Source organism: Cupriavidus sp. KK10 (assembly GCF_018223725.1).
In the GTDB taxonomy this organism is placed as follows: Bacteria; Pseudomonadota; Gammaproteobacteria; order Burkholderiales; family Burkholderiaceae; genus Cupriavidus; species Cupriavidus necator.
Genome location: NZ_CP073677.1, coordinates 4,273,397 through 4,295,999 on the forward strand (window position 1 = coordinate 4,273,397; position 22,603 = coordinate 4,295,999).

The window sequence follows — 22,603 nt, forward strand, 5'->3', positions numbered from 1 at the left end:
AGTGAGCGTGGGCGTGTGCGGCTACTGTGCCGTGATGCCGGCGGTCTTCAGCACGCCGGTCCACTTTTTGGTTTCGGTATCCAGGAAGCGGTCGAACACGGCGGTGGATTGCGGTGCCAGGTCCATGCCGAGTTCGACCAGGCGGCGTGCAGTGGCGGGGTCGGACGTTGCCTGCGCGGCGGCCTCGGCCAGCTTGCGCACCACCGCGTCCGGCGTGCCCTGCGGCGCGACCAGGCCGAACCACCCGCCCACTTCATAGCCGGGCAGGCGCGCGGCCTCGGCCACGGTTGGCACGTCGGGCATCACGGCTGAGCGCTTTGCCGAGGTCACCGCCAGCGCGCGCAGCTTGCCGCTTTGCACCTGCTGGCGGGCAATGGCCGAGGTCAGCGCCATCATCGAGACGCGCGCGCCCAGCAGGTCGCTCATGGCCTCGGGCTGGCCCTTGTAGGGCACATGGGTGAGCTTCACGTGCGTCATCTGCGCCAGCAGTTCCGCCGAGAGATGGTTCGAGGTGCCGACGCCCGCGCTGGCGTAGGTCAGCGTGCCGGGCTGGCTGCGCGCGGCGTCGAGCAATTCAGGCAGCGTGCGCAGCGGCGACGCGGCCGGCACCACGATCACGTTGGGTACGGCACCAATGCCCGCCACCGCGCGGAAGTCTTTGCCACCCTTGCCCTGGATCGACGGGTTCAGCAGCGGCCCGACCACATAGCTGGGGCTGACCGCCAGCAGCGTATAGCCGTCGGCAGGCGACCGGGCGACGAAGTCCGCGCCGATGGCGCCGCCGGCGCCGGTCTTGTTCTCGACGATGACGGGCTGCTTCAGCACCCGCGCCATGTTCTCCGCGGTGATGCGGGTGACGGAGTCGACCACGCCGCCCGCCGAGAACGGCACGATGATCCGTATCGGGCGGTCCGGGAAGCGCGCCGCATTGTCAGGGGCGGCCAGCGCTGGCAGCGGCATCAGCGCGGCGCAGGCCAGCATGCCGGCAGCGAGCCGGCGCAATGGTTGGATGGCATCCATCTTGTCTCCTTGGGTTGCCTGCGCCGGGGGATTTCCCGCGGCGCGTTTTCATGCGGGCCTCTGGCGGGCCGCTTGTCATTGCCGGCGACATCACCGGCAGACTGCATTGCTGCGTCCTGTCGGCTAGCGCGCGCAGCTCAGTTCGATCTGCCGCACCGCCTCGCGCAGCCTCGGCGCCACCTCGCGCTCCAGCATGTTGTCGCGATTGCGCGATGCGGCGATGGTGCAGTTCAGCGCGAACGGGTCTTCGTGCAGCGACTGGCGCACGGGTGCCGCGATCGCGTGGATCTCTGGCCGCCACTCGCCGCGGCTCAGGCAGTAGCCGTGGGCGCGGAAGTGCTTCTGGTCGTCCGCCCACATCTGGCGCTCAACGTTGAAGCGCTCCGGATCGTCCACGCGCAGCCGGTTCAGCAGTGCCGTGCGCTCGTCTGCGCTGCAGGCCAGCAAGACCGCGCGGCCGATCGCGCTGGCCAGCAGCGGCCGGGTGCTGCCGATGTCCGGCTGGTAGAGGTTGCCCGGATCCAGCCGGCAACTGTCCACGTACACCACCGACAGCCGCTCGCGCATGCCCAGGTTCACCGTGCAGCCGGTTTCCCGCGCAATGGCCTCCATATAAGGCCGCGCCACCTGGCGGATCGCCAGCCCGGCCAGCATCGGGTAGGCCAGCGCCAGCACCCCGGCGCCCAGCCGGTACTTCTGGTTGCCGGGCACGCGGCTCAGGAAGCCGAGCAGCCCCAGCGTGTAGGTCAGCCGCGACACCGTCGCCTTGGGCAGCCCCGTGCGCGCCACGATGTCCTGGTTGCCCAGCACCGGGCTGGACGGCGTGAAGGCGCGCAGGACCTCCAGCCCGCGCGCCAGGTTGGTGGCGAACTGGCGGTCGGTGGCCAGTGCGTCCTCGCTGGCCAGGCCTGGCAGGGGCAGGTGTTCCGGGTTGCGGTCCATGCTGTGCGGTGGTTGCTTGGGTTCCATGCTGGGATCCGGGGATGGGGGCGTCAATGTTGTAGCACGACCGTTCCGCACAGCGAAACCGTACTTGCATCCGAGCCAGCCGCCTGCCACCTTGCAGCAGACGCCAATGCCGCCGGAGGCCCGCCATGCAAGACCAGGAACACGCTGTATCGCCAGACGCACACTGCACGGGCCCGCTGGGCGGACTGCGCATCCTCGACATGGCCACCGTGGTGGCCGGCCCGTTTTCCGCCACGCTGTGTGCCGACATGGGCGCGGACGTGGTCAAGCTGGAGCTGCCCGACGGCAGCGATCCGCTGCGCGGGCTGGAGCCGGTTACCGAGGACCACGCCCTGTACTGGAAGGTGACCAACCGCGGCAAGCGCGGCATCTCGCTAGACGTGCGCACGCCGCGCGGCCGCGAGATCTTCCTGCGCTTGCTGCCTCAGTTCGATGTGCTGGTCGAGAACTTCCGCACCGGTACGCTGGCGCGGTGGGGGCTGGATCTCGACACCCTGCATGCGGCCAACCCGAAGCTGATCGTGCTGCGGCTGACCGGCTTCGGCCAGACCGGGCCCGATGCGGCGCGGCCGGGTTTTGCCCGCATCTTTGAAGCCAGGAGCGGCCTTACCAACCTGGCGGGCACCGCGCAGAGCGGGCCGATGCATATGAACTACCCGGTGGGGGACATGATCGCCGGCCTGTTCGGCGCCTTTGCGATTGCCACTGCGGCGGCAGAGCAGCGCGCCAGGCCCGGCCAGCGCGGCCGCGAGATCGACCTGGCCGCCACCGAGGCGCTGTTCCGCCTGCTGGACCCGCTGGCCATCGAGTATGAACAGCTGGGACATGTGCGCCAGCGCGCCGGCAACCGCACCACCTATGCTGCGCCGTCCAACATGTACCGCACCGCGGACGAGATCTGGGTCACGGTAGTGGCCTCCTCCGACGCCACCTTCCGCCGGCTGGCCGAGGCCATCGGCGCGCCGCAACTGGCGCAGGCGCCGGAATATGCCACCAACGCCGGCCGCGTGCGCAATATCGAAGCGCTGGACGGCAGCATTGCCGAGTGGTTTGCCGCGCAGCCCTATGCCGCCGTGGCGGCCCGGCTGGAGCAGTGCCAGGTGCCATTCAGCAAGGTATTCAGCATCGCCGATATCGTCGACGACCCGCAGATGGCGGCGCGCCAGGCCATCGTGCGGCTGCCCGATCCGGACCTGGGCTCGGTGCCGGCGCCATGCGTGGTGCCGCGCTTCTCGGGCTATGCGCCGCCGTCACCGCGTACCGGGCCGGATGTGGGTGAACACAATGCCGAGGTCTATGGGCAGCTTGGGATCGGGGATGAAGAGTTGGCCCGGCTGCGGGCAGAGGGCGTGGTCTGACACACCGGGCGCGGGGCTACGCTGTCCGCGCTAGCCCCGGCGCCTATATCGGCATCGGCGCCGGCGAGAGCGCGGACGATCCGCCGCTGCACAATCCCTACTACGACTTCAACGACCGGATCTTGCCGCTGGGCGCGGCGTATTGGGTGGCGCTGGTCGCGCAGCAATTGCCGGCCAGATGACCCGCGCCCGTCAGGGCATGCGGGCCGCTTGCGCGAACACATTCAGGAACCCCAGCGCGGGTTGCGCGCTGGCTTGCGCTTCGATGCTGGCAGCAAGCACCGGCGCCGGCAGCCAGGGATAGGGCAGTGCCGCCTGCAAGGCCGCCAGCGTGACCGCGCCGGGATCGGCGATCGTGTCGATCCGTTCGATATGGATATGCAGGCTGGCGATACGGTACGTGCCGTCATCGCCGGCGGCAAAGCCCCAGCGGTAATAGCCCTTGCCGACGCGCAAGGCGCTGGCCGCGGTTTCCCGCATCACCACCAGCCAGGGGATCGTCATGGCGTTGCCGTCCAGCGCCGCGCCAACGTCGCCGATGTAGTAGGTCCGGCAGCGGTCGAACGTCTTGGCAAACTCGCTGACCAGCGTCGCAGCAATGGCATCCGCGCCTTCTGCCCTCGGCGGAAAGCTGATGGAGTCGGTATCGATCGAGAAGGTCAGCGACGCATCCGGAGCGAAGGCTTCGTGGATCAGCGTCGGACGATTGTTGTCCTTGGCCTCGACGTATTGGGCCAGCCGGGCTTTGGCGGTGGCGAGCGGGATTGTGTTCATGCTGGACTCAAGGGTATGGGTTGAAAGGCGGGGGGGGCGCTGAGGTGTTGCGGCGAGTTTGTTAGAATTTGGCACAAAGCTTGTATCAAAAGCTAAGTGGACATACCGCCGATGGCAACGACTCCTGCAAACAAGAACCTGACCGTAACGCATCCGGCGTGCCTGGTCGACGGCTCGGACCGTGAGTTCCGGCACCTGGTGAATGGCCTGCTGCCATTTGCCGCGCGCCTGCTGTCCGTGCGCGACGGCTTTGGCGGCCTGATCGGCCTGACAGGGGTCCAGTACTCGCTGATCCGCTCGATCCTGCACCTGTCGCAGCAAGGCGAGGTGACGGTCAACCAGCTCGCCGACCATCTGCACCTGAGCGGCCCGTTCATCACCATCGAGACCGGCAAGCTCAAGAAGCTGGGGCTGATCGACAAGAAGGCCCATCCCGAAGACAAGCGCAAGATGCGACTCACCATCACCGCCGCCGGGACGCGTCTGCTCAATGAACTGCTGCCCGTGCAGCAGCAGATCAACGACGTATTGTTCGACGGCGTTTCCCGCACCGAATTCAAGGTGCTGTGCTCGGTGGTCGACCGGCTGGTCGCCAACGGCGATCGCGCCGCGCTGGATCTCGAACACCTGCAGGCGCGCCGGCAGAAAGTCTAGTGCGCGGCCCACTGCACCGTGCCGACATCGATGCCTTCCTGGTGCATCTCCCATAGCGGGCTCAGTTCACGCAGGCGGGTAACGGTCTCGCTGACCTGCCGGATGACTTCGTCCACCTCTGCCTCGGTGGTGTAGCGCCCCAGCGTAAAGCGGATCGAGCTATGCGCCAGCTCGTCGCTGCGGCCCAGCGCCCGCAGCACGAACGAGGGCTCCAGCGAGGCCGAGGTGCAGGCCGAGCCCGACGACACCGCCACGTCCTTGATGCCCATGATCAGCGATTCGCCTTCGACATAGTTGAAGCTGATGTTCAGGTTGTGCGGGATACGGTGCGCCAGGCTGCCGTTGACGTAGACCTCGTCCAGCCGCGACAGCCCCGCCAGCAGCCGGTCGCGCAACGCGCCCACGCGGCGCGCTTCCTCCGCAAGTTCCAGCTTTGCCAGCCTGAAGGCCTCGCCCATGCCCACGATCTGGTGCGTCGGCAGGGTGCCTGAGCGCATGCCGCGCTCATGCCCGCCGCCGTGGATCTGCGCCTCGATGCGGATGCGCGGCTTGCGCCGCACGTAGAGCGCGCCGACGCCCTTGGGGCCATAGACCTTGTGCGCCGTCACGGTGAGCAGGTCGATCTTCAGCGCTTCCAGGTCGATGGCGATCTTGCCGGCGGCCTGCACCGCATCGCAATGGAACACCACGCCCGCAGCGCGGCAGAGCTCGCCGATCTGCGCGACTGGCTGGATCACGCCGATCTCATTGTTGACCATCATCACCGACACCAGGATGGTGTCCGGCCGCATGGCCGCGCGCAGCGCGTCAAGGTCGACCAGGCCGTCGGTGCCGACGTCGAGATAGGTCACCTCGAAGCCCTGCCGTTCCAGCTCGCGGCAGGTATCGAGCACGGCCTTGTGCTCGGTTTTGACGGTGATGATGTGGTTGCCCTTGCCGCGATAGAAATGCGCCGCGCCCTTGATCGCCAGGTTGTTGCCCTCGGTGGCGCCGGAGGTCCAGATGATCTCGCGCGGGTCCGCATTCAGCAGCGCCGCCACATGCGCGCGCGCGGCCTCGACCGCCTCTTCCGCCTGCCAGCCGTAGTAATGGCTGCGCGATGCGGGGTTGCCGAACTGCTGGTGCAGGTAGGGAACCATCTTCTCGACGACCTGGGGGGCGACCGGTGTCGTCGCGCTGTAGTCCATGTAGATCGGAAGGGTCTTCGGCTCGGATTGCATAGCGCTCATTCCTGGAGGCGGATGTGGGGACGACCGTGGGCAAAGCGTACCCGGTGGTCAAGGAAAGTGGGGCCGAGTCTAGCACCGGGTAGCGGCCGTTCGCGGCGGTGCCATGCTGCCGGTAGGGTTGCTTGACGCGCGGACAGCTGCAATTCCGGCCGCGTGGCGATACCTGTCCGCTAGCCGGAAAACCTTGTCCGGCAACGGTTTCCGGACTTCATTGAGTCTCCTCGGGAGGCTGTCCGGCTCCGCACTCTAGGGTTTCCACCAACTTGAATGGCGTTGTTTTATAGCATTCAATAAAACCTAAGTTACAAAGGTAAATAAACAAAATAACCGGTTGGATGAGAACACTTGTGTAGGAGTCGTGATGGCTGAGTCATCTGTTGGTCAGGGCGTCAAAGCGGACGCCGAAGCGGACGCAGAAGCGCACCGCCGCTTCAGGAATGCGTTGGCGATGTTTGCAACAGGCGTTGCCGTGATTACCGCGCCGCGCGAAGAAGGGCTGCCGGTCGGCATCACGGTGGCGTCGTTCAACTCGGTATCGCTGGACCCGCCGCTGGTGCTGTTCTCGGTGGACCGCCGCTGCCTGAGCCTGGGCGACCTGCGCAGCGCGCGGCGCTATGCCGTCAACGTGCTGGCCGAGGCGCAGCAGGATATCTCGAACCGCTTCGCCAGGGCCAATTCCGGCAAGTGGGAAGGCATCGGTTTCAGCAAGCGCAACGAGGACAGCCACGTGCTGCTGCCGGACGCGCTGGCCACCTTCGAGTGCGAGCCCTATGCCATGCACGACGGCGGCGACCACGTGATCTTTATCGGGCGGGTGGTCCGTCACCAGGCCCGCCAGGACGGCCGGCCCCTCATCTTCTTTGGCGGCAAGTACCGGGCACTGGAAGACAGCCCGGCCGCCGCCTGAATCCACAAGAACAGACAGTCAGCACAGGAGAACGACATGATCAAGACCGGTAATCAGCACATTGTCATGCTGCGCGATGGGCGTGAGGTGTACCTGGACGGCAAGCGGGTGACGGATGTCACCAGCCACCCGGCCTTCCGCAACTCGATCCGCAGCTACGCCAACCTCTACGACTTCCAGGCGCAGCCCGGCAATGTCGACAAGATGACCTTCCAGCCAGCGGGCACCGACCGGCGCGTCAGCCGGATCTGGGAGCTGCCGACCAGCTACAACGAGCTGGTCGAACGCCGCCAGATGCTGGAAGCCTGGACCGAGCTGCACTACGGCTTCATGGGCCGCTCGCCCGACCACGTGGCCTCTTGCATCTCGGGCATGTACATGGGCATCGATGTCTTCGAGCAGGCCGATCCGGCACGTGCCGGCGCGCTGCGCGACTACTACCGCTATGCCCGCGACAATGACCTGTTCCTCACCTATGTGATCGTCAACCCGCAGGCCAACCAGTCCAAGTCCGCGCACGAGCAGGAAGACAAGTACCTGGCCGTGGGCATCGTCGACCAGGACGCGGAAGGCATCACCGTGCGCGGCGCCAAGATGCTGGCCACCAGCGGCATCATGGCCAACGAGGTCTTCTGCAGCTGCATCCAGCCGCTGCGCGAGGGCGACGAGATGTATGCGCTGTCCTTCGCGGTGCCGATGAACACCAAGGGGCTGAAGGTGATGTCGCGCAAGTCGTATGAAGCTAATGCCACCTCGGTGTTCGACAACCCGCTGGCCAGCCGCTTTGACGAGAACGACGCGGTGCTCTATTTCGACGACGTCAAGGTGCCGTGGGAGCGCATCTTCGTCGCGGGCGACGTGGGCTTGTGCGCCAGGCAATTCCACGCCACGCCGGCGCACGTCTACCAGAACTACCAGTGCCAGGTGCGGCTGATGGTGAAGCTGCGCTTCCTGGTGGGCCTGGCGCACCGCATCACCGAGATCAACGGCACCAGCAGCTTCCCGCAGGTCAGGGAAATGCTGGGCCAGCTGGCCGCAGAGGCGGGCATGGTCGAGGCCTGGGTCTACGGGATGGAAGCCAAGGGCCAGGTCGGCAAGCACGGCTACTTCGTGCCGGACCGCAGCATGCTGTACGGCTCGCAGGTGGTGACCCAGCAGCTCTACGGCAAGGTGCTGGCCACGCTGCGCGAGCTGGCCGGCGGCGGCATGATCATGCTGCCGTCGAGCATCGAGGATTTCGCCAATCCGTCCCTCGCCGGGATCATCGCCAAGACGCAGAAGTCGCCGGTGTGCAGCCCGGAAGAGCGCGTCAAGTTCTTCAAACTCGCCTGGGACGCGGTCGGCTCCGAGTTTGCGTCGCGCCACAACCAGTACGAGATGTTCTATGCCGGCGCCACCTTCGTCACCAAGGGCCATGCCTATCGCACCTACGACTGGCAGAACGCATCCGGCCTGGTCGACAACATGCTCGGCAGCTATTCCCTCGAAAGCGAACTGGCCAAGCTGCCGCAGGCCGCCTGACTTCCCGCACCTTTCCCAATTCCCGCATCGAACACGGAGATCGACATGGCAATCACCAAACTTCACGACGAGTTCCACACCCTGGACCTGGAGTCCGGCTGGGAGGTCCCCCACGGCTATCCGTCGGGCATCCAGCAGAAGATCCTGTCCGGCTCGCTGGACGAGAACGGCCGCAGCGGCAGCCGTACGCGCCTGCTGCGCTTCCAGCCCGGCGTGTTCACCACCTCGCCCTTCGTGCATGAGTACTGGGAAGAGGTCTACCTGCTCAGCGGCGACCTGACTGTCGGCAACGACGCCAATGGCAAGGGCGGCGAAGCCTTCGTCCCCAACACCTACGCCTGCCGCCCGCCCGGCGCCTTCCACGGCCCGTTCAAGTCCGACGGCGGCTGCATGCTGCTGGAGATCCACTACTACGACCCGGCCTGATCATGGAAGCGACCATCGCAACCGCGCAGCGCCAGCTTGCCGCGGGCAGTGCCAACGCGCTGTCCTTGCTGGCGTCATGCGTCGAACGTATCTGCAATCCCGGCAGCGAAGGCGCTCGCGTATTCCCGCATGGCGTGAGCATGGCGGCGCGCAAGCAGGCCCAGGCCAGCGACATGCTGCGCGAGCAAGGCGTGGTCGGGCCGCTGGCGGGCGTGCCGGTATCCGTCAAGGACCTGTTCGACGTGCAGGGCGACGTGACCCGCGCCGGCGCACGTGTGCTGCCGGAGCGTGCGGCCAGTGCCGACGCGCCGGCCATCGCGCGCTTGCGTGCGGCGGGGGCGGTGTTTGTCGGACGCACCAATATGACCGAGTTCGCCTACTCGGGCGTCGGCATCAATCCGCACTACGGCACCCCACGCAATCCCTACGACCGGCAAGCCGGCCGCATTCCGGGCGGCTCGTCGTCAGGCGCTGCGGTGTCGGTGACCGACGGCATGGCCCTGGCGGCGATCGGCTCGGACACCGGCGGTTCGTGCCGGATCCCGGCGGCATTGTGCGGCATCGCTGGCTTCAAGCCCACGGCGCGGCGCGTGCCGCTGCAGGGCACGGTGCCGCTGTCGCCCAGCTATGACTCGGTGGGCTGCCTGGCCAACACCGTGGCGTGCTGCGCCGCCATTGATGCCGTGATGGCAGGCGAGGCGCCGCCCGCGGGGCCGGCGCCGCTGGCCGGGCTGCGCCTGGCGGTGCCCAGCGGGCTGGTGCTGGAAGGCATGTCGGACGAGGTGGCCGAGGTCTTCAGCCGCACGCTGCGCCGGCTGTCCGCGGCGGGCGCGCTGCTGCAGGACGTGAGCTTCGACAGCTGGGACCAGCTGGCCGGCATCGGCGCGAACGGCGGCCTGGTCGCAGCGGAAGCCAGTGCCTGGCACGGCAGCTTGCTGGCTGAGCAGGCCGATCGCTATGACCCGCGCGTGCTGTCGCGCATCCGGCTGGCTGACGGGCAGCGTGCCGCCGACTACCTGCGCATGCTGCAGCGCAGGGGCGAGCTGTGCCGGCAGGCCGATGCCGAGCTGGCGGGCTTCGACGCCGTGGTCCTGCCCACCGTGCCGGTCGTGGCGCCGCGCATCGCGAACCTGGACGACGACGAAGCCTTCTTCAGCACCAACCGGCTGCTGCTGCGCAACCCGGCCATCGCCAACATGCTCGACCTGTGCGCGCTGTCGGTCCCGTGCCATCGCCTGGGCGACGCACCGGTGGGACTGATGCTGTTCGGGCGCCACCTGTCCGACCGCAGGCTGCTGGCCATCGGCATGGGCATCGAGGCGGCATTGAGGCACGAGCGGGGCTGAGCCCCCGCAGCACTACAGAAGTACCCATAACTACAGTGGAGACAACAATGCCTGATATCCGTACCGGCGCCGCCGTACTGGCCTGCGCCACCCTGTTCGCGGCGACTGCTTCCGCAGTCGACCCGGCCCCCATCAGCGACGGCGTGGTCAAGATCGGTGTGCTGACCGACATGTCGTCGATCTTCTCCGACATCGGCGGCAAGGGCTCGGTGGTGGCCGCGCAGATGGCCGTGGACGATTTCGGCGGCAAGGTGCTGGGCGCCCCCATCCAGGTGGTCAGCGCCGACCATCAGAACAAGACCGACGTCGCCGCCACGCTGGCGCGCGGCTGGCTCGACAACCAGAAGGTCGACGTGATCCAGGACGCGCTGCCGTCCTCGGTCGCGCTGGCCGTGTCCAACCTGGGAAAGCTCAAGCACAAGATCGTCATCGCCAGCGGTGCCGGCACCACGCGCCTGAGCAATGAAGACTGCTCGCCCTACACCATCCAGTATTCGTACGATACGTACGCCTTTGCCGCCAACACGGTCAAGACGCTGGCCCGGCGCGGCGACAACAGCTGGTACTTCCTGACGGTCGACTACGCCCTGGGCGCGTCGCTGGAGAAGGACGGCACCGAGGCGCTGTCCAGTGTCGGCGGCACCCTGAAGGGCAAGGCCAGGCATCCGATCAACTCCGCCGACCTGTCGTCCTACCTGCTGCAGGGACAGTCCTCGGGCGCAAAGGTGATCGGGCTGGCCAACGCAGGCGCCGACACGGTCAATGCGATCAAGACCGCTGCCGACTTCGGCATCAACACCGCGGGCAAGCAGAAACTGGCCGGGCTGCACATGTTTATCAGCGACATCCACAGCCTGGGGCTGCAAGCCGCGCAGGGCATGACGCTGACGACATCGTTCTACTGGGATCGCGACGACGCCACGCGCGCCTGGTCGCAGCGCTTCTTCGAGAAGACCGGACGCATGCCAACGCTTGTGCATGCCGGCGTGTACTCGTCGACCACTCACTATCTGAAAGCGATCCAGGCCGCGCGCACCGACGACAGCGATGCCGTGCTGGCGCGCATGCGAGAGACCCCGGTCAATGACTTCTTCGCGAAGAACGGCACGATCCGCGCCGATGGCCTGATGGTGCACGACATGTACCTGGTCGAAGTGAAGCGGCCGCAGGAGTCGAAGCGGCCGTGGGACTACTACAAGATCAAGACCGTGATCCCCGCGAGCGAGGCGTTCCGCCCGCTCAGCGCCAGCGCCTGCCCGCTGGTCAGGAAGTAAGCCCATATCCCTCACCGAGGTCGGCATTCCAGCCGGCGCTCCACCCCATTGCAGAGAGCAACCGATCATGAAGACCCTTACCTTTGAACTCGACAGCCGCCAGGGCAAGTCGCAACGCACCGTCACCATCCACCAGCTCATCGTGGCGGGCTGGACCGGCCGCGACGTCGAAGCCATGGAAGCCCACATCCGGGAACTGGAAGAACTGGGCGTCAAGCGCCCGCCCTATACCCCGGTGTTCTACCGTGTGGCTGCGCAACGCCTGGGGCCGGCCCCGGAGATCCAGGTCAGCGGCGAGGCCAGCAGCGGCGAAGCCGAGTTCCTGCTGGTCCGGGACGGCGATGACATCCTGGTGGGCATTGCCTCGGACCATACCGACCGCGAAGCCGAGACCTACGGCATCACCGTGTCCAAGCAGATGTGCGAGAAGCCCTGTGCATCGGCCTTGTGGCGCCTTTCCGAGGTGGAAGGCCACTGGGACCAACTGGTGCTGCGCTCCTACGCCACCATCGACGGCGAGCGCGTGCTGTACCAGGAAGGCCCGGTGACCGCCATGCGCTCCCCGGCGGACCTGCTGCAGCGCTTCTGCGGCCATGGCGGCGAGTTCGGGGAAGGCTCTGCGATGCTGTGCGGAACACTGCCCGCGATCGGCGGCATCCGCCCGGCCGAGCGCTTCGAGATCGAGCTGGAAGACCCGGCGCTGGGGCGCACGCTGCGCCACGCCTACGCGGTCGCTGCGCTGCCCGTGGCGGGCTGAGCATGCCGCGCCATCCCCACTGCCACGGCAGCGCCACGGAGTCACGGCCATGCACCACGACCTGATACTAGAGACCCGCAACCTCGGCAAGGCCTTCCGCGGCTTTACCGCGGTGAGCGACGTCAACCTGCGGGTACGCCGCGGGTCGATCCATGCCTTGATCGGGCCCAACGGCGCCGGCAAGACGACTTGCTTCAACCTGCTCACCAAGTTCCTGGAGCCGACCACCGGCACCATCCTTTTCAACGGCATCGACATCACCCGTGAAAAGCCCGCGCAGATCGCGCGGCGCGGCGTGATCCGTTCGTTCCAGATCTCGGCGGTATTTCCGCACCTGACGGTGATGGAGAACGTGCGCATCGGGCTGCAGCGGCAGCTCGGCACGGCGTACCAGTTCTGGCGCAGCGAGCGCTCGCTGGACGTGCTCAATGACCGCGCCATGGAGCTGCTCGAACAGGTCGGCCTGACCGAGTTCGCGCAGACGCTGACGGTGAACCTTCCATACGGCCGCAAGCGCGCGCTGGAGATTGCCACCACGCTGGCAATGGAGCCCGAGCTGATGCTGCTCGACGAACCCACGCAGGGCATGGGCCACGAAGACGTGGACCGCGTCACGCAGCTGATCAAGAAGGTTTCGGCGGGCCGCACCATCCTGATGGTGGAGCACAACATGAGCGTGGTCTCGTCGATCGCCGACAAGATCACCGTGCTGCAGCGTGGCGCGATCCTGGCCGAAGGGCCGTATGCGGAAGTCTCGAAGGATCCGCGCGTGACGGAGGCCTACATGGGCACCGTCGACGCGGACCTGCAGGGCGCGCACTGAGACGGGAGACCAATGAGATGACGACATCCAACACACCCGCGCTCGAGATCAGGGACCTGCACGCCTGGTACGGCGAATCGCACATCCTGCATGGCGTTGACCTCACCGTGAACCGCGGCGAAGTGGTCACGCTGCTGGGCCGCAACGGCGCTGGCCGCACCACCACGCTGCGCGCGATCATGGGACTGACCGGCACGCGCAAGGGCTCGATCAAGGTCAATGGCCACGAGACCATCAGCCTGCCCACGCACAAGATCGCGCACTACGGCATTGGCTATTGCCCCGAAGAACGGGCGATCTTCTCCAGCCTCTCATGCGAAGAGAACCTGATGCTGCCGCCGGTGCTGAAGGGCGCCGACACCAGCAAGGGCATGAGCGAGACCGATATCTACGAGATGTTCCCGAACCTGAAGGAGCGCCGCCAGAGCCAGGGCACGCGTCTTTCCGGCGGCGAGCAGCAGATGCTGGCGGTCGGGCGCATCCTGCGCACCGGCGCCAACCTGCTGCTGCTCGATGAAATCTCGGAAGGATTGGCACCGGTGATCGTGCAGGCGCTTGCGCGCATGATCCTGATGCTCAAGCAGAAGGGGTACACGGTGGTGATGGTGGAGCAGAATTTCCGCTTTGCCGCGCCGCTGGCGGACCGCTTCTACGTGATGGAGCACGGCAGCATCGTCGAGCGCTTCGCGGCCAATGAGCTGCAGGCCAAGATGCCGGTGCTGCACGAACTGCTGGGCGTATAAGGAGCGACTCATGAATCTGTTTGAAATCCCGCTCCCGGCGCTGCTGTCGCAGCTGTTGCTCGGGCTCGTCAACGGCGCCTTCTACGCCATGCTGAGCCTGGGCCTGGCGGTGATCTTCGGGCTGCTGAGCGTCATCAACTTCGCGCACGGTGCGCTCTTCATGCTGGGCGCGGTGCTGGCGTGGGCCGGCATGACCTATGCGGGGCTCAGCTACTGGGCGATGCTGCTGCTGTCGCCGCTGGTGGTGGCCGCGCTGGGCGTGGTGATCGAGAAGACCATGCTGCGCTGGATCTACAAGCTCGACCATATCTACGGCCTGCTGCTGACGCTGGGCATTACGCTGGTGGTCGAAGGCATCTTCCGCTCGGTTTATGGCGTGTCCGGGCTGCCCTATGGACCGCCCGAGGCGCTGCAGGGCGCCTCCGACCTCGGCTTCATGCGCTTGCCCAATTACCGCGTGTGGGTGGTTGGGGCATCGCTGGCGGTCTGCCTGTCGACGTGGTACGTGATCGAGAAGACCAGGCTGGGCGCCTACCTGCGCGCTGGCACCGAGAACGCCAAGGTGGTCGAGGCGTTCGGCGTCAACGTGCCGCGGATGGTGACGCTGACCTATGGCTTCGGCGTGGCGCTGGCCGCGTTTGCCGGGGTGCTGGCCGCGCCGGTCATGCAGGTATCGCCGCTGATGGGCCAGAACCTAATCATCGTCGTGTTCGCGGTGGTGGTGATCGGCGGCATGGGCTCGATCATGGGTGCGATCCTGACCGGCTTGGGGCTGGGCGTGATCGAAGGGCTGGCCAAGGTGTTGTACCCGGAAGCATCTTCCACCGTTGTCTTCGTCATCATGGTGGTGGTGCTGTTGTTGCGCCCGGCAGGGCTGTTCGGAAAGGAGAAGTGATGAGCGGACAATCTATCGCCGCAATCGGCGTACGGCAGCAGCAGGTGGCGGGGCGCCTGCCAAAGCAGGTGATATACGGCGTGGTGCTGGCGTGCCTGCTGGCCGCGCCACTGGCCGGTGCGTATCCGGTGTTCGTGCTCAAGGTGCTGTGCTTCGCGCTGTTTGCGTGCGCCTTCAACCTGCTGATCGGCTATACCGGGCTGCTGTCGTTCGGCCATGCGGCCTTCTTCGGCGGCGCTGGCTATGCCGCCGGCCATGCCTTGAAGGTCTGGGGCGTGACCCCGGAAATCGGCCTGATCCTGGGCACCGCTGCGGGCGCGCTGATCGGCTACGTGGTGGGCTCGCTGGCCATCCGCCGGCAGGGCATCTACTTCTCGATGATCACGCTGGCGCTGGCGCAGATGCTGTTCTTTATCTGCCTGCAAGCGCCGTTCACCGGCGGCGAGGACGGCCTGCAGGGCATCCCGCGCGGCAAGCTGTTCGGGGTGCTGCCGCTGTCGGACGACCTGACGCTGTACTACGTGGCGCTGGCGATCATCGTGGCCGCCTTTGCGCTGATCGTGCGCACGGTGCATTCGCCGTTCGGGCAGATCCTGAAGGCGATCAAGGAGAACGAGCCGCGCGCGGTGTCGCTTGGCTATGACGTCGACCACTTCAAGCTGACCGCCTTCGTGCTGTCGGCGGCGCTGTCGGGGCTGGCCGGCTCGGTCAAGGCACTGGTGCTGGGCTTCGAGACGCTCAGCGACGTGCACTGGTCGATGTCCGGCATGGTGATCTTGATGACGCTGCTGGGGGGCCTCGGCACGCTCACCGGGCCGATTATCGGCGCGTTTGTTGTGATCGCGCTGGAGAACAAGCTTGGCGAACTGGGCGGCTACCTTGCGGCGGTGACGGGCATCGACTGGTTCAACGGGTTCGGTGAATCGGTGTCGATGGTGACGGGCATCATCTTCATCGTGTGCGTGCTGACTTTCCGCAAGGGGATTGTGGGGAGTTTGGGGCGCGGACCCGAATGAGGCGAAACCCGTCCATGCCCCTAGTTCTCTCCCCTCTCCCCTAAATGGGAGAGGGGGGAAAACATCTGCAAGTTCAGGCTCAGGCCTTGGCCAATGCCAGCGACGCACCCGGCGCGACTGCCAGCTTCGCGCCGAGATGCTGGTAGACAATCCCCGCCACCATATCCGCAGTCACCGCCGACAAGGTCCACCCCAGGTGCCCGTGCCCGGTGTTGTAGAAGATGCATGCCGTCCGCCCGCGCCCCACACGCGGCAGCATATCCGGCATCATCGGCCGCAGCCCGGCCCAAGGCACCACGCTGCGCGTGCTGACGCCGGGGAAGCACTGCTGCACCCATTCCACCAGCGGGCGGATGCGGTCGGCGCGGATATCGCGGTTGTAGCCATTGAACTCGGCAGTGCCGGCCACGCGGAAGCGGTCGTCGCCCAGGCGGCTGGTGACCAGCTTGGTTTCGTCGTCGAGCAGGCTCACCACCGGTGCCGCGGCGCGGCTGGCTTCATCGGTCAGGTTGACCGTGATCGAATAGCCCTTGACCGGATAGATGTTGACGCGGTCGCCCAGCCCCGCAGCCAGTGCGCGGCTGGCGGTGCCGGCGCAGATCACGGCGCCGTCGAAGGTGGAGCTGGCCGTGTCGGCGCCGTCCTGAACGGTCACGGTGGCGCGCCTGCCGTCGGTCTTCACCGCCCGCACGTCCTGGCCGTACAGGCAGCGCACGCCTAGCCGATCGATGGCCGCGGCCAGGCCGCTGGTGAACTTGTGGATGTCGCCGGTGGAATCGCTCTCGGTGAAATAGCCGCCATAGTAGGACCCGGCCAGCGTCGGCTCGATCGCGCGCATCTCCTCGGGCGTCACGGCGCGGCGCTCCAGCCCGCCCTGCGCCAGCAGCGCTGAGACCCGGCCGGCATGGTCGAAGCCGGCCTTGTCGCGGTAGATATGGAGGATGCCTTCCTTCTTCAGGTCGAAATCGATGCCTTCCTGCGCCGCCCAGTCGAACAGGTGCTCACGCGCGGCGATGGCCAGGCGCGCGGTCTCGATGGTGTTACGGCGGTAGTGGGGGATCGCGGCGATGAACTCGGCGAACCAGGACAGCTTGTGCCAGCTGGGCCGGGGATTGAGTAGCAGCGGGGCGTCGTTGCGCAGCATCCATTTCATGCCCTTGACGATGGTCGACCAGTGGGTCCAGACCTCGGCGTTGGAGGCCGACAACTGGCCGCCGTTGGCGAACGAGGTCTCCATGGCGGCATAGCGGTGCCGCTCGAACAGCGTGACGGAGAATCCGCGCCGGGCCAGCGCGTAGGCCGTGGTGACACCCGTGATGCCACCGCCGATGACAGCGATTGATTTCATGATCTGCAGGTTCCAGGAACGTCGATGGTGGGAGCCCGGACGCAATATGCGTGGCGGACGCCCCCTCTGTTCTGGACCTGAGAGATTCACGACACCCGGCCGCCAGGGCGGGGTACGCTTGCTCCTTCGGTATGCCGGCGGACGATAGCGTCCGGCATTCTTCAGAGTGCACTGACTGGTGATGCCGGTCCTTTTGCCTGAGAGTTTCCGGGGCGGTTGCTCCTTCGGCGCTGTGCGCGGCGGGCGCCGCGATAGTCTCTCCCTGCATCACATTGGCTTGACGCCAATCGGGGCAATGTAGTGACAAGGTCCGACGTTGGATATGCGGGTTAACACTTAGGCGGCCTGCCGCCCGCGTCGCTATGTCGCATCGGCCTGCGTCCCCATGCCCCATAAAATGTCAGCGCTCGCTCTCGGGGAGAAGCGCCGTATGCTGCGCTCAGGTGGAGTGAGCCAAAAAAAAAGACGACAACAAGGCTTTCCAGTGAAGAAAAATCGCATTGCACTGGCCGTTTCGGCGGTACTGATGGGCCCCGCCGTCGCCGCCGCCCAGGTGGTGGACGCGCTCGAGCCGCTGCAGGAGGTGGTGGTCTCGGCCAAGTCGGAGCGCGGCGAGACGCCGGCCATACCGCCCAACACGCCCTCGCCGGCCTACGGCATCAGCAGCCGCCGCATGGCCGACTTCAATGTGGTGAACACGGAAGACGCCCTCAAATACGCGCCCAACCTCGCCGTACGCAAGCGCTTCATCGGCGATATGAACTCGATCATCTCGGTGCGCAGCACCAGTTCGCGCCAGTCGGCGCGGGGGCTGGTCTATGCGGACGGCCTGCTGCTGTCCAACCTGCTGGGATCGGACTTCAGCTTCCCGCCGCGCTGGTCGCTGGTCAACAGCGCTGAGATCGAGCGCATGGGTGTGCTGTACGGCCCGTATTCGGCGCTGTATCCCGGCAACTCGCTGGGTGCGACGGTGCTGATCACCACGCGCACGCCGGAGAAGTTCGAGGGCGATGCCAGCGTGCAGCTGTTCACGCAGCGCTTCAGCCTGTACGGCACGCACGACAACTTCAACGGGGTCCACGCCAACGCCTATGTGGGCGACCGCGTCGGCCCGTTCTCGTGGCTGGTCAGCGTGGACCGGCAGGACAGCAAGAGCCAGCCGCTGAGCTTCTATACCGCGGCGCGCTCCACGGCCCGTGCCACTTCCGCCGACAAGCCGGTCACCGGCGCCCACTTCGACCAGGACCAGACCGGCCGCGACCGCGTGGTGATGGGCGTGAACAGCGAGGGCGTCACGCATACCGTGCAGGACCAGCTCAAGCTCAAGCTTGGCTACGACATCACCAATACCCTGCAGGCGCAGTTCACTGCCGCCTACTGGCAACAGGACCGCTCCAGCGCCACGGGCAGCTACCTGCGCGATGCCAGTGGCAACGTGGTGTCGAACGGTCCAGTGAATATCGGCGGCTACGAGTATGTGATTCCCGCCAACGCCTTTGCCCCGAGCAATGGCGAGGACGCGCGCTGGCTCTATGGCCTGTCGCTGCGCACGCGCAACGAGACCGGCTGGAATTTCTCGGGCGTGGCGTCGCTGTTCGACGTCAGCAAGGACATCAGCCGCAGCGCCAACACCGTTGGCAGCGGGCCGGGCACGGTGACCTATGGCGACGGCACCGGCTGGCGCACGCTCGACCTGAAGGCCGACTACCGCCCGCAGCAGCTGCAGGGCGGGCACTGGGTCACGTTCGGCTATCACTACGACAACTACCGGCTGAGCAACACCACCTACAACACCTCGGACTGGCAGGCGGCCACCATCACCGCCTTCAACAACGCCTTTGCCGGCAAGACCGAGACCCAGGCGCTGTATGCGCAGGACGCCTGGTACTTTGCCGAGGACTGGAAGCTGATCCCCGGCTTGCGCTACGAACACTGGCGTGCCTATGACGGCAGCCGCAGCCAGCCCGGCGCGGATATCGGCTACCCGGTGCGCAGCGAATCCAACTGGTCGCCCAAGCTGGCGCTGGAGAAGGCCTTCGGGCAGGACTGGCTGGGCCGGTTGTCGCTGGGCCAGGCCTATCGCTACCCGACTGTCAGCGAGCTGTTCCAGGGCCGCATCACCGGGACCGCGCTGATCAACATCGATCCCAACCTGCGGCCAGAGCGGTCGTTCTCGAAGGACTTGACCTTCGAGCGCACGTTGGATTCGTCGTACTTCCGGGTCTCGGTGTATGAGGACGATATCCGCGATGCCCTGGTCAGCCAGACCAACACCACGGTATTCCCGACTGTCACCAGTTTCCAGAACGTCGACCGCGTGCGCACCCGCGGCATCGAGCTGGCCTATGACGCGCGCGATGTGTTCGTCAGCGGCTTTGACCTGTCGGCCAGCGGGGCCTACAACCATTCGAAGACGCTTGAGAACGCCAACAACCCGGCCTCGGTGGGCAAGTACTTCTACCGCATCCCCAAGTGGCGGGCCAACCTGATGGGAACCTATCGCATCACGCCGGCCTGGGCCGGCACGCTGGCCATGACCTATTCGGGGCGGCAGTACAATACGCTCGACAATTCCGACGTCAATCCCGACACCTTCGGCGGCACCAGCAGCTTCCTGACCTTTGACGTCAAGGTGACGTACAGGCCCGCGAAGAACGTGCGCCTCGGGCTTGGCATCGACAACCTCACCGACCAGCGCTACTACGTCTACCACCCGTATCCGGGCCGGACGTTCTACGCCGAGGCGAAACTTTCCTTCTGAGCACGTGAACAGGCTGACCACACCCATGCAAGGCGTTTGCCCCAGTTTCCGTCTGATCGTTGCCGGGCTGATGGCCGGCGCCGCGCTGGCCGCGACCGCGCAAACGCACGGCGATCACGCCGGCCACGGCAGCCAGGCCAAGACCGCGAAGATGAGCGAGCTGGGCACCGGCGCGGCCTTCGATCGCGAGGGCAAGCTGTGGGTCGCCTACAAGGACGGCCCTTACGTCGCGGTACGTGCATCGACCGACTACGGCCGCAGCTTCGGGCCGGCGCAGCATGTCAACAGCGTGCCGGAGCAGGTTGCCGCCGATCACGAAAGCCGGCCCAAGGTGGCCGCGGGGCGCGACGGCGAGATCTACGTCACCTGGACCCAGCCGCTGCCCAAGCCGTGGACCGGCTTTATCCGCTTTGCGCGCTCCACCGATGGCGGCAAGTCCTTTGCCGAACCGCTGACGGTGCATGCCAACCGCGACCAGATCGCACACCGCTTCGACGCCATCGCGGTGGACAACGCCGGGCGCGTCTTCGTCAGCTGGATCGACAAGCGCGACGTGGTTGCCGCCGAGGCGCGCAAGCAGCCGTACGCCGGCGCCGCGGTCTACTACGCGGTCTCGGCCGACCAGGGCAAGACCTTCCAGGCCGACTACAAGATCGCCGACCAGTCGTGCGAATGCTGCCGCATCGCGCTGTCGCCCACGCCTGACGGCAAGATGCTGGCGCTGTGGCGCCATGTATTCCCGCCCAACGCGCGCGACCACGCGCTGGCGCTGCTGGGCACCGACGGCAGGGCCACGCCGATGCAGCGCGCCACCTTCGACGACTGGCGCATCGACGCCTGCCCGCACCACGGCCCCGGCGCTTCGGTGGCGCCCGATGGCACGGTGCATATGGTCTGGTTCAACGTGCGCGAAGGCAAGCCCACGGTCTCGGTGGGGCGCTGGAAGGACGGCAAGCTGCTGGCACAGCGCCCGCTGGACGACCCGCGCGCGCAGCATGCCGATATCGTCGCGCTGAAGGACAACGAGATCGCGGTGACCTGGAAATCGTTCGACGGCCAGCAGACACGCCTGTCGGCGATGTTGTCGCAAGACGGCGGCAAGACCTGGCAGACGCGCAAGCTTGCCGGCACGGAGCGCGACTCGGACCAGCCGCACTTGCTGCAGCATGCGGGCCGCGCCTACGTGCTGTGGCGTACCGAGGCCGAGGGCTTCCAGGTGTTCCCGCTGGGCAAGGAGGGCGCATGATGCCATCCCGCCGCAAGCTGCTCGCCGCTGCCGTCCTGACCCTGGCGATGACTGCCGCCAATGCCGGCAGTGCGCCGGCCGAGCGCGTCGCCGTGTTCGCATCGGCCAGCGCCACCCAGCTGGCAGCCAGCCAGCAGGGCAAGCCCTTTGTGCTGGTGGTGTGGTCGCTCGACTGCGTCTATTGCAAGCGCAACTTCGACGCCATCGGCAAGCTGCGCGCGCAGCACCGGGACCTGCGCGTCGTCACGCTGGCGACGGACAACCCCGACGCGCTGCCACAGGTGCAGCAACTGCTCCAGCGCGTCAGGCTGACGCGCAACGCGTGGGTGTTCGGGCACGAGCCGCAGGAGCGGTTGCGCTATGCGGTCGATCCGGACTGGATGGGCGAGATGCCGCGCACCTACTTCTATCGCGCCGATGGCCAGCGGCAGGGCGTGTCCGGCGTGATCAGCGACGCCGACTGGGGCAAGCACCTGCGCTGGGCCGGCATCGCCGGCTGAGGCTGCGCCGGGAGCGGCTGCCCGTTCAATCCGGCTTGATCCCCGCGCGCGCAATGATCGGCTTCCAACGCTGCTGTTCCTGCGCGATAAAGCGCGAGAACTCCGCCGGCGTGTCGCCCACCACAATCGCCGCATCCGCGCTCAGGCGCTCGACCGACGACTTGCTCTTCACAGCTTTCACGGTGGCGTCCGCCAGCTTGTCGGCGGCCGCCTGGGGCAGAGACGCCGGTGCCAGCAGGCCATACCATTGCGTCATTTCGAAGCCGGGATAGCCTTGTTCGGCAACCGTCGGCACGTCAGGCAGCTGGGGAATGCGCTGGGTCGTGCCGGTGGCGATGCAGCGCAACTTGCCGGCCTTGATGAACTGGATGATCGCCGGTGCGCCGACGGCGGCCGCGTCCAGCCGCCCCGACAGCAGGTCGGTGATCTGCGGGCCGCTGCCGCGATACGGCACATGGGTGATGAAGGTGCCGGTCGCGGCCTTCAGGTATTCAAAGGCCAGGTGGCCGGCGCTGCCGTTGCCGGCCGAACCGTAGTTCAGCTTGCCGGGTTTGCTCTTGGCTAGCGCCACGAACTCCTTCAGGTTCTTCGCGGGCACGTCGGGGTGGACCACATACAGGCTCGGCACCTTCGACAGCAGCGAGATCGCGCGGAAATCCTTGATGGGGTCGTAGGGCAGCTTCGGGAAGATAAACGGATTGACCGCCAGCGTGCCGATATGGCCGAGGATCAGCGTGTGGTTGTCATCGGCGCGCGCGACTTCGCCCATCGCGATATTGCCGGCCGCGCCGGGCTTGTTCTCGACGAAGACTGACACGCCAAGCAGCTTGGTCAGCTCCGCCGCGGTGGAGCGCGCCACGATCTCCGAGCTGCCGCCCGGCGCGAACGGCACCACCAGCCGGATCGGCTTGGCCGGCCAGGCCTGGGCACGCGCCAGCGTTGGCGCCAGCGCGCACGCGCCCAGCGCGGCGGTGGTCTTGAGCAGATGGCGGCGAAGGGGATTGATCGAGGTCATGTTTTTCTCCTGAAGGTTCTG

General features: G+C 66.6%; 21 protein-coding genes and 2 riboswitches. Of the genes, 15 read left to right on the forward strand and 6 right to left on the reverse strand.

Translation table 11 applies throughout. The features are described from left to right. Positions 1-21 precede the first annotated feature (21 nt). Together KB879_RS19930 and KB879_RS19935 are read right to left on the reverse strand one after the other, a co-directional pair. Positions 22-1,020 (reverse strand): tripartite tricarboxylate transporter substrate binding protein, encoded by a 999-nt coding sequence (locus KB879_RS19930; protein ID WP_211979653.1) that lies wholly within the window; start codon positions 1,018-1,020, stop codon positions 22-24. Between the two features lie 123 nt (positions 1,021-1,143). After that, on the reverse strand, positions 1,144-1,989 hold the full coding sequence (locus KB879_RS19935; RefSeq protein ID WP_013952140.1) for an IclR family transcriptional regulator: 846 nt from the start codon (positions 1,987-1,989) through the stop codon (positions 1,144-1,146). 125 nt (positions 1,990-2,114) lie between these two features. On the opposite strand from KB879_RS19935, the gene KB879_RS19940 reads away from it, so the two are divergent. Continuing rightward, positions 2,115-3,347: a CaiB/BaiF CoA-transferase family protein gene (locus KB879_RS19940; protein WP_013952141.1), complete on the forward strand. Its 1,233-nt coding sequence runs from the start codon at positions 2,115-2,117 to the stop codon at positions 3,345-3,347. Between the two features lie 192 nt (positions 3,348-3,539). Here the strand turns inward: KB879_RS19940 and KB879_RS19945 are convergent, their stop codons facing one another. Then, complete coding sequence (locus KB879_RS19945; RefSeq protein ID WP_211979654.1) at positions 3,540-4,121, reverse strand: nuclear transport factor 2 family protein; 582 nt, start codon at positions 4,119-4,121, stop codon at positions 3,540-3,542. Positions 4,122-4,232: 111 nt separating this feature from the next. On the opposite strand from KB879_RS19945, the gene KB879_RS19950 reads away from it, so the two are divergent. Then, positions 4,233-4,775 carry a MarR family winged helix-turn-helix transcriptional regulator gene (locus KB879_RS19950; protein ID WP_211979655.1) on the forward strand — a complete coding sequence of 181 codons (543 nt, stop codon included), beginning with the start codon at positions 4,233-4,235 and terminating at the stop codon, positions 4,773-4,775. Here KB879_RS19950 and KB879_RS19955 read toward each other — a convergent pair. Then, positions 4,772-5,995 carry an IscS subfamily cysteine desulfurase gene (locus KB879_RS19955; RefSeq protein WP_013952144.1) on the reverse strand — a complete coding sequence of 408 codons (1,224 nt, stop codon included), beginning with the start codon at positions 5,993-5,995 and terminating at the stop codon, positions 4,772-4,774. The genes KB879_RS19950 and KB879_RS19955 overlap by 4 nt on opposite strands. Positions 5,996-6,365: 370 nt before the next feature. Between KB879_RS19955 and KB879_RS19960 the strand changes: the two genes are divergently transcribed. The 10 genes from KB879_RS19960 (at position 6,366) to KB879_RS20005 (ending at position 15,712) form a co-directional block, all read left to right on the forward strand. After that, positions 6,366-6,911, forward strand: coding sequence for a flavin reductase family protein (locus KB879_RS19960; RefSeq protein ID WP_013952145.1), 546 nt, complete (start codon positions 6,366-6,368; stop codon positions 6,909-6,911). A 36-nt stretch (positions 6,912-6,947) separates the two neighbouring features. Further along, the gene (locus tag KB879_RS19965) at positions 6,948-8,432 is read left to right on the forward strand and encodes a 4-hydroxyphenylacetate 3-hydroxylase family protein (RefSeq protein ID WP_013952146.1); all 1,485 of its coding nucleotides are present in this window, start codon (positions 6,948-6,950) and stop codon (positions 8,430-8,432) included. 45 nt (positions 8,433-8,477) lie between these two features. Next, positions 8,478-8,858, forward strand: coding sequence for a cupin domain-containing protein (locus tag KB879_RS19970; RefSeq protein ID WP_010812510.1), 381 nt, complete (start codon positions 8,478-8,480; stop codon positions 8,856-8,858). 2 nt (positions 8,859-8,860) lie between these two features. Beyond that, positions 8,861-10,204, forward strand: a complete 1,344-nt coding sequence (locus KB879_RS19975; protein WP_211979656.1) for an amidase — start codon at positions 8,861-8,863, stop codon at positions 10,202-10,204. 47 nt (positions 10,205-10,251) lie between these two features. Continuing rightward, positions 10,252-11,478, forward strand: a complete 1,227-nt coding sequence (locus KB879_RS19980; RefSeq protein WP_211979657.1) for an ABC transporter substrate-binding protein — start codon at positions 10,252-10,254, stop codon at positions 11,476-11,478. Positions 11,479-11,545: 67 nt separating this feature from the next. Then, on the forward strand, positions 11,546-12,235 hold the full coding sequence (locus KB879_RS19985) for a DUF2848 domain-containing protein (protein ID WP_211979658.1): 690 nt from the start codon (positions 11,546-11,548) through the stop codon (positions 12,233-12,235). A 49-nt stretch (positions 12,236-12,284) separates the two neighbouring features. After that, entirely contained in the window at positions 12,285-13,058 is a 774-nt protein-coding gene (locus tag KB879_RS19990) for an ABC transporter ATP-binding protein (protein WP_211979659.1), read from the forward strand. Between the two features lie 17 nt (positions 13,059-13,075). Continuing rightward, positions 13,076-13,801 carry an ABC transporter ATP-binding protein gene (locus KB879_RS19995; protein ID WP_013952151.1) on the forward strand — a complete coding sequence of 242 codons (726 nt, stop codon included), beginning with the start codon at positions 13,076-13,078 and terminating at the stop codon, positions 13,799-13,801. Positions 13,802-13,811: 10 nt separating this feature from the next. Further along, positions 13,812-14,696 carry a branched-chain amino acid ABC transporter permease gene (locus KB879_RS20000; protein ID WP_013952152.1) on the forward strand — a complete coding sequence of 295 codons (885 nt, stop codon included), beginning with the start codon at positions 13,812-13,814 and terminating at the stop codon, positions 14,694-14,696. Continuing rightward, complete coding sequence (locus tag KB879_RS20005) at positions 14,696-15,712, forward strand: branched-chain amino acid ABC transporter permease (RefSeq protein WP_211979660.1); 1,017 nt, start codon at positions 14,696-14,698, stop codon at positions 15,710-15,712. The genes KB879_RS20000 and KB879_RS20005 overlap by 1 nt, the downstream gene beginning before the upstream one ends. A 79-nt stretch (positions 15,713-15,791) precedes the next feature. Here KB879_RS20005 and KB879_RS20010 read toward each other — a convergent pair whose 3' ends face one another. Then, complete coding sequence (locus tag KB879_RS20010; protein WP_330995911.1) at positions 15,792-17,105, reverse strand: D-amino acid dehydrogenase; 1,314 nt, start codon at positions 17,103-17,105, stop codon at positions 15,792-15,794. 11 nt (positions 17,106-17,116) lie between these two features. Next, positions 17,117-17,235, reverse strand: a riboswitch (glycine riboswitch). Beyond that, positions 17,236-17,334: riboswitch (glycine riboswitch) on the reverse strand. A gap of 156 nt (positions 17,335-17,490) precedes the next feature. Between KB879_RS20010 and KB879_RS20015 the strand changes: the two genes are divergently transcribed. From KB879_RS20015 to KB879_RS20025, 3 genes are read left to right on the forward strand one after another with little or no spacing between them, the layout of a single operon-like run. Next, positions 17,491-19,821 carry a TonB-dependent receptor gene (locus KB879_RS20015; protein WP_211979661.1) on the forward strand — a complete coding sequence of 777 codons (2,331 nt, stop codon included), beginning with the start codon at positions 17,491-17,493 and terminating at the stop codon, positions 19,819-19,821. A 25-nt stretch (positions 19,822-19,846) separates the two neighbouring features. Then, positions 19,847-21,067, forward strand: coding sequence for a sialidase family protein (locus KB879_RS20020; RefSeq protein ID WP_211979662.1), 1,221 nt, complete (start codon positions 19,847-19,849; stop codon positions 21,065-21,067). Further along, positions 21,064-21,567 (forward strand): hypothetical protein, encoded by a 504-nt coding sequence (locus KB879_RS20025; protein WP_114136060.1) that lies wholly within the window; start codon positions 21,064-21,066, stop codon positions 21,565-21,567. The genes KB879_RS20020 and KB879_RS20025 overlap by 4 nt, the downstream gene beginning before the upstream one ends. Positions 21,568-21,592: 25 nt before the next feature. On the opposite strand, the gene KB879_RS20030 is transcribed toward KB879_RS20025, so the two are convergent. After that, a complete protein-coding gene (locus KB879_RS20030; protein ID WP_035828322.1) occupies positions 21,593-22,582 on the reverse strand; it encodes a tripartite tricarboxylate transporter substrate binding protein in 990 nt (329 codons plus the stop codon). Between the last annotated feature and the right edge of the window lie 21 nt (positions 22,583-22,603).

Excerpts from the sequence above, each read along its gene's own strand:
- KB879_RS19990 (WP_211979659.1), top strand. The coding sequence starts at position 12,285 with ATGCACCACGACCTGATACTAGAGACCCGCAACCTCGGCAAGGCCTTC.
- KB879_RS19945 (WP_211979654.1), bottom strand. The coding sequence starts at position 4,121 with ATGAACACAATCCCGCTCGCCACCGCCAAAGCCCGGCTGGCCCAATAC.
- KB879_RS19980 (WP_211979657.1), top strand. The coding sequence starts at position 10,252 with ATGCCTGATATCCGTACCGGCGCCGCCGTACTGGCCTGCGCCACCCTG.
- KB879_RS19960 (WP_013952145.1), top strand. The coding sequence starts at position 6,366 with ATGGCTGAGTCATCTGTTGGTCAGGGCGTCAAAGCGGACGCCGAAGCG.
- KB879_RS20000 (WP_013952152.1), top strand. The coding sequence starts at position 13,812 with ATGAATCTGTTTGAAATCCCGCTCCCGGCGCTGCTGTCGCAGCTGTTG.
- KB879_RS20020 (WP_211979662.1), top strand. The coding sequence starts at position 19,847 with ATGCAAGGCGTTTGCCCCAGTTTCCGTCTGATCGTTGCCGGGCTGATG.
- KB879_RS20015 (WP_211979661.1), top strand. The coding sequence starts at position 17,491 with ATGCTGCGCTCAGGTGGAGTGAGCCAAAAAAAAAGACGACAACAAGGC.
- KB879_RS19965 (WP_013952146.1), top strand. The coding sequence starts at position 6,948 with ATGATCAAGACCGGTAATCAGCACATTGTCATGCTGCGCGATGGGCGT.
- KB879_RS20025 (WP_114136060.1), top strand. The coding sequence starts at position 21,064 with ATGATGCCATCCCGCCGCAAGCTGCTCGCCGCTGCCGTCCTGACCCTG.
- KB879_RS19935 (WP_013952140.1), bottom strand. The coding sequence starts at position 1,989 with ATGGAACCCAAGCAACCACCGCACAGCATGGACCGCAACCCGGAACAC.
- KB879_RS19940 (WP_013952141.1), top strand. The coding sequence starts at position 2,115 with ATGCAAGACCAGGAACACGCTGTATCGCCAGACGCACACTGCACGGGC.
- KB879_RS19975 (WP_211979656.1), top strand. The coding sequence starts at position 8,861 with ATGGAAGCGACCATCGCAACCGCGCAGCGCCAGCTTGCCGCGGGCAGT.
- KB879_RS19930 (WP_211979653.1), bottom strand. The coding sequence starts at position 1,020 with ATGGATGCCATCCAACCATTGCGCCGGCTCGCTGCCGGCATGCTGGCC.
- KB879_RS19985 (WP_211979658.1), top strand. The coding sequence starts at position 11,546 with ATGAAGACCCTTACCTTTGAACTCGACAGCCGCCAGGGCAAGTCGCAA.
- KB879_RS19955 (WP_013952144.1), bottom strand. The coding sequence starts at position 5,995 with ATGCAATCCGAGCCGAAGACCCTTCCGATCTACATGGACTACAGCGCG.
- KB879_RS19970 (WP_010812510.1), top strand. The coding sequence starts at position 8,478 with ATGGCAATCACCAAACTTCACGACGAGTTCCACACCCTGGACCTGGAG.
- KB879_RS20005 (WP_211979660.1), top strand. The coding sequence starts at position 14,696 with ATGAGCGGACAATCTATCGCCGCAATCGGCGTACGGCAGCAGCAGGTG.
- KB879_RS19950 (WP_211979655.1), top strand. The coding sequence starts at position 4,233 with ATGGCAACGACTCCTGCAAACAAGAACCTGACCGTAACGCATCCGGCG.
- KB879_RS19995 (WP_013952151.1), top strand. The coding sequence starts at position 13,076 with ATGACGACATCCAACACACCCGCGCTCGAGATCAGGGACCTGCACGCC.
- KB879_RS20030 (WP_035828322.1), bottom strand. The coding sequence starts at position 22,582 with ATGACCTCGATCAATCCCCTTCGCCGCCATCTGCTCAAGACCACCGCC.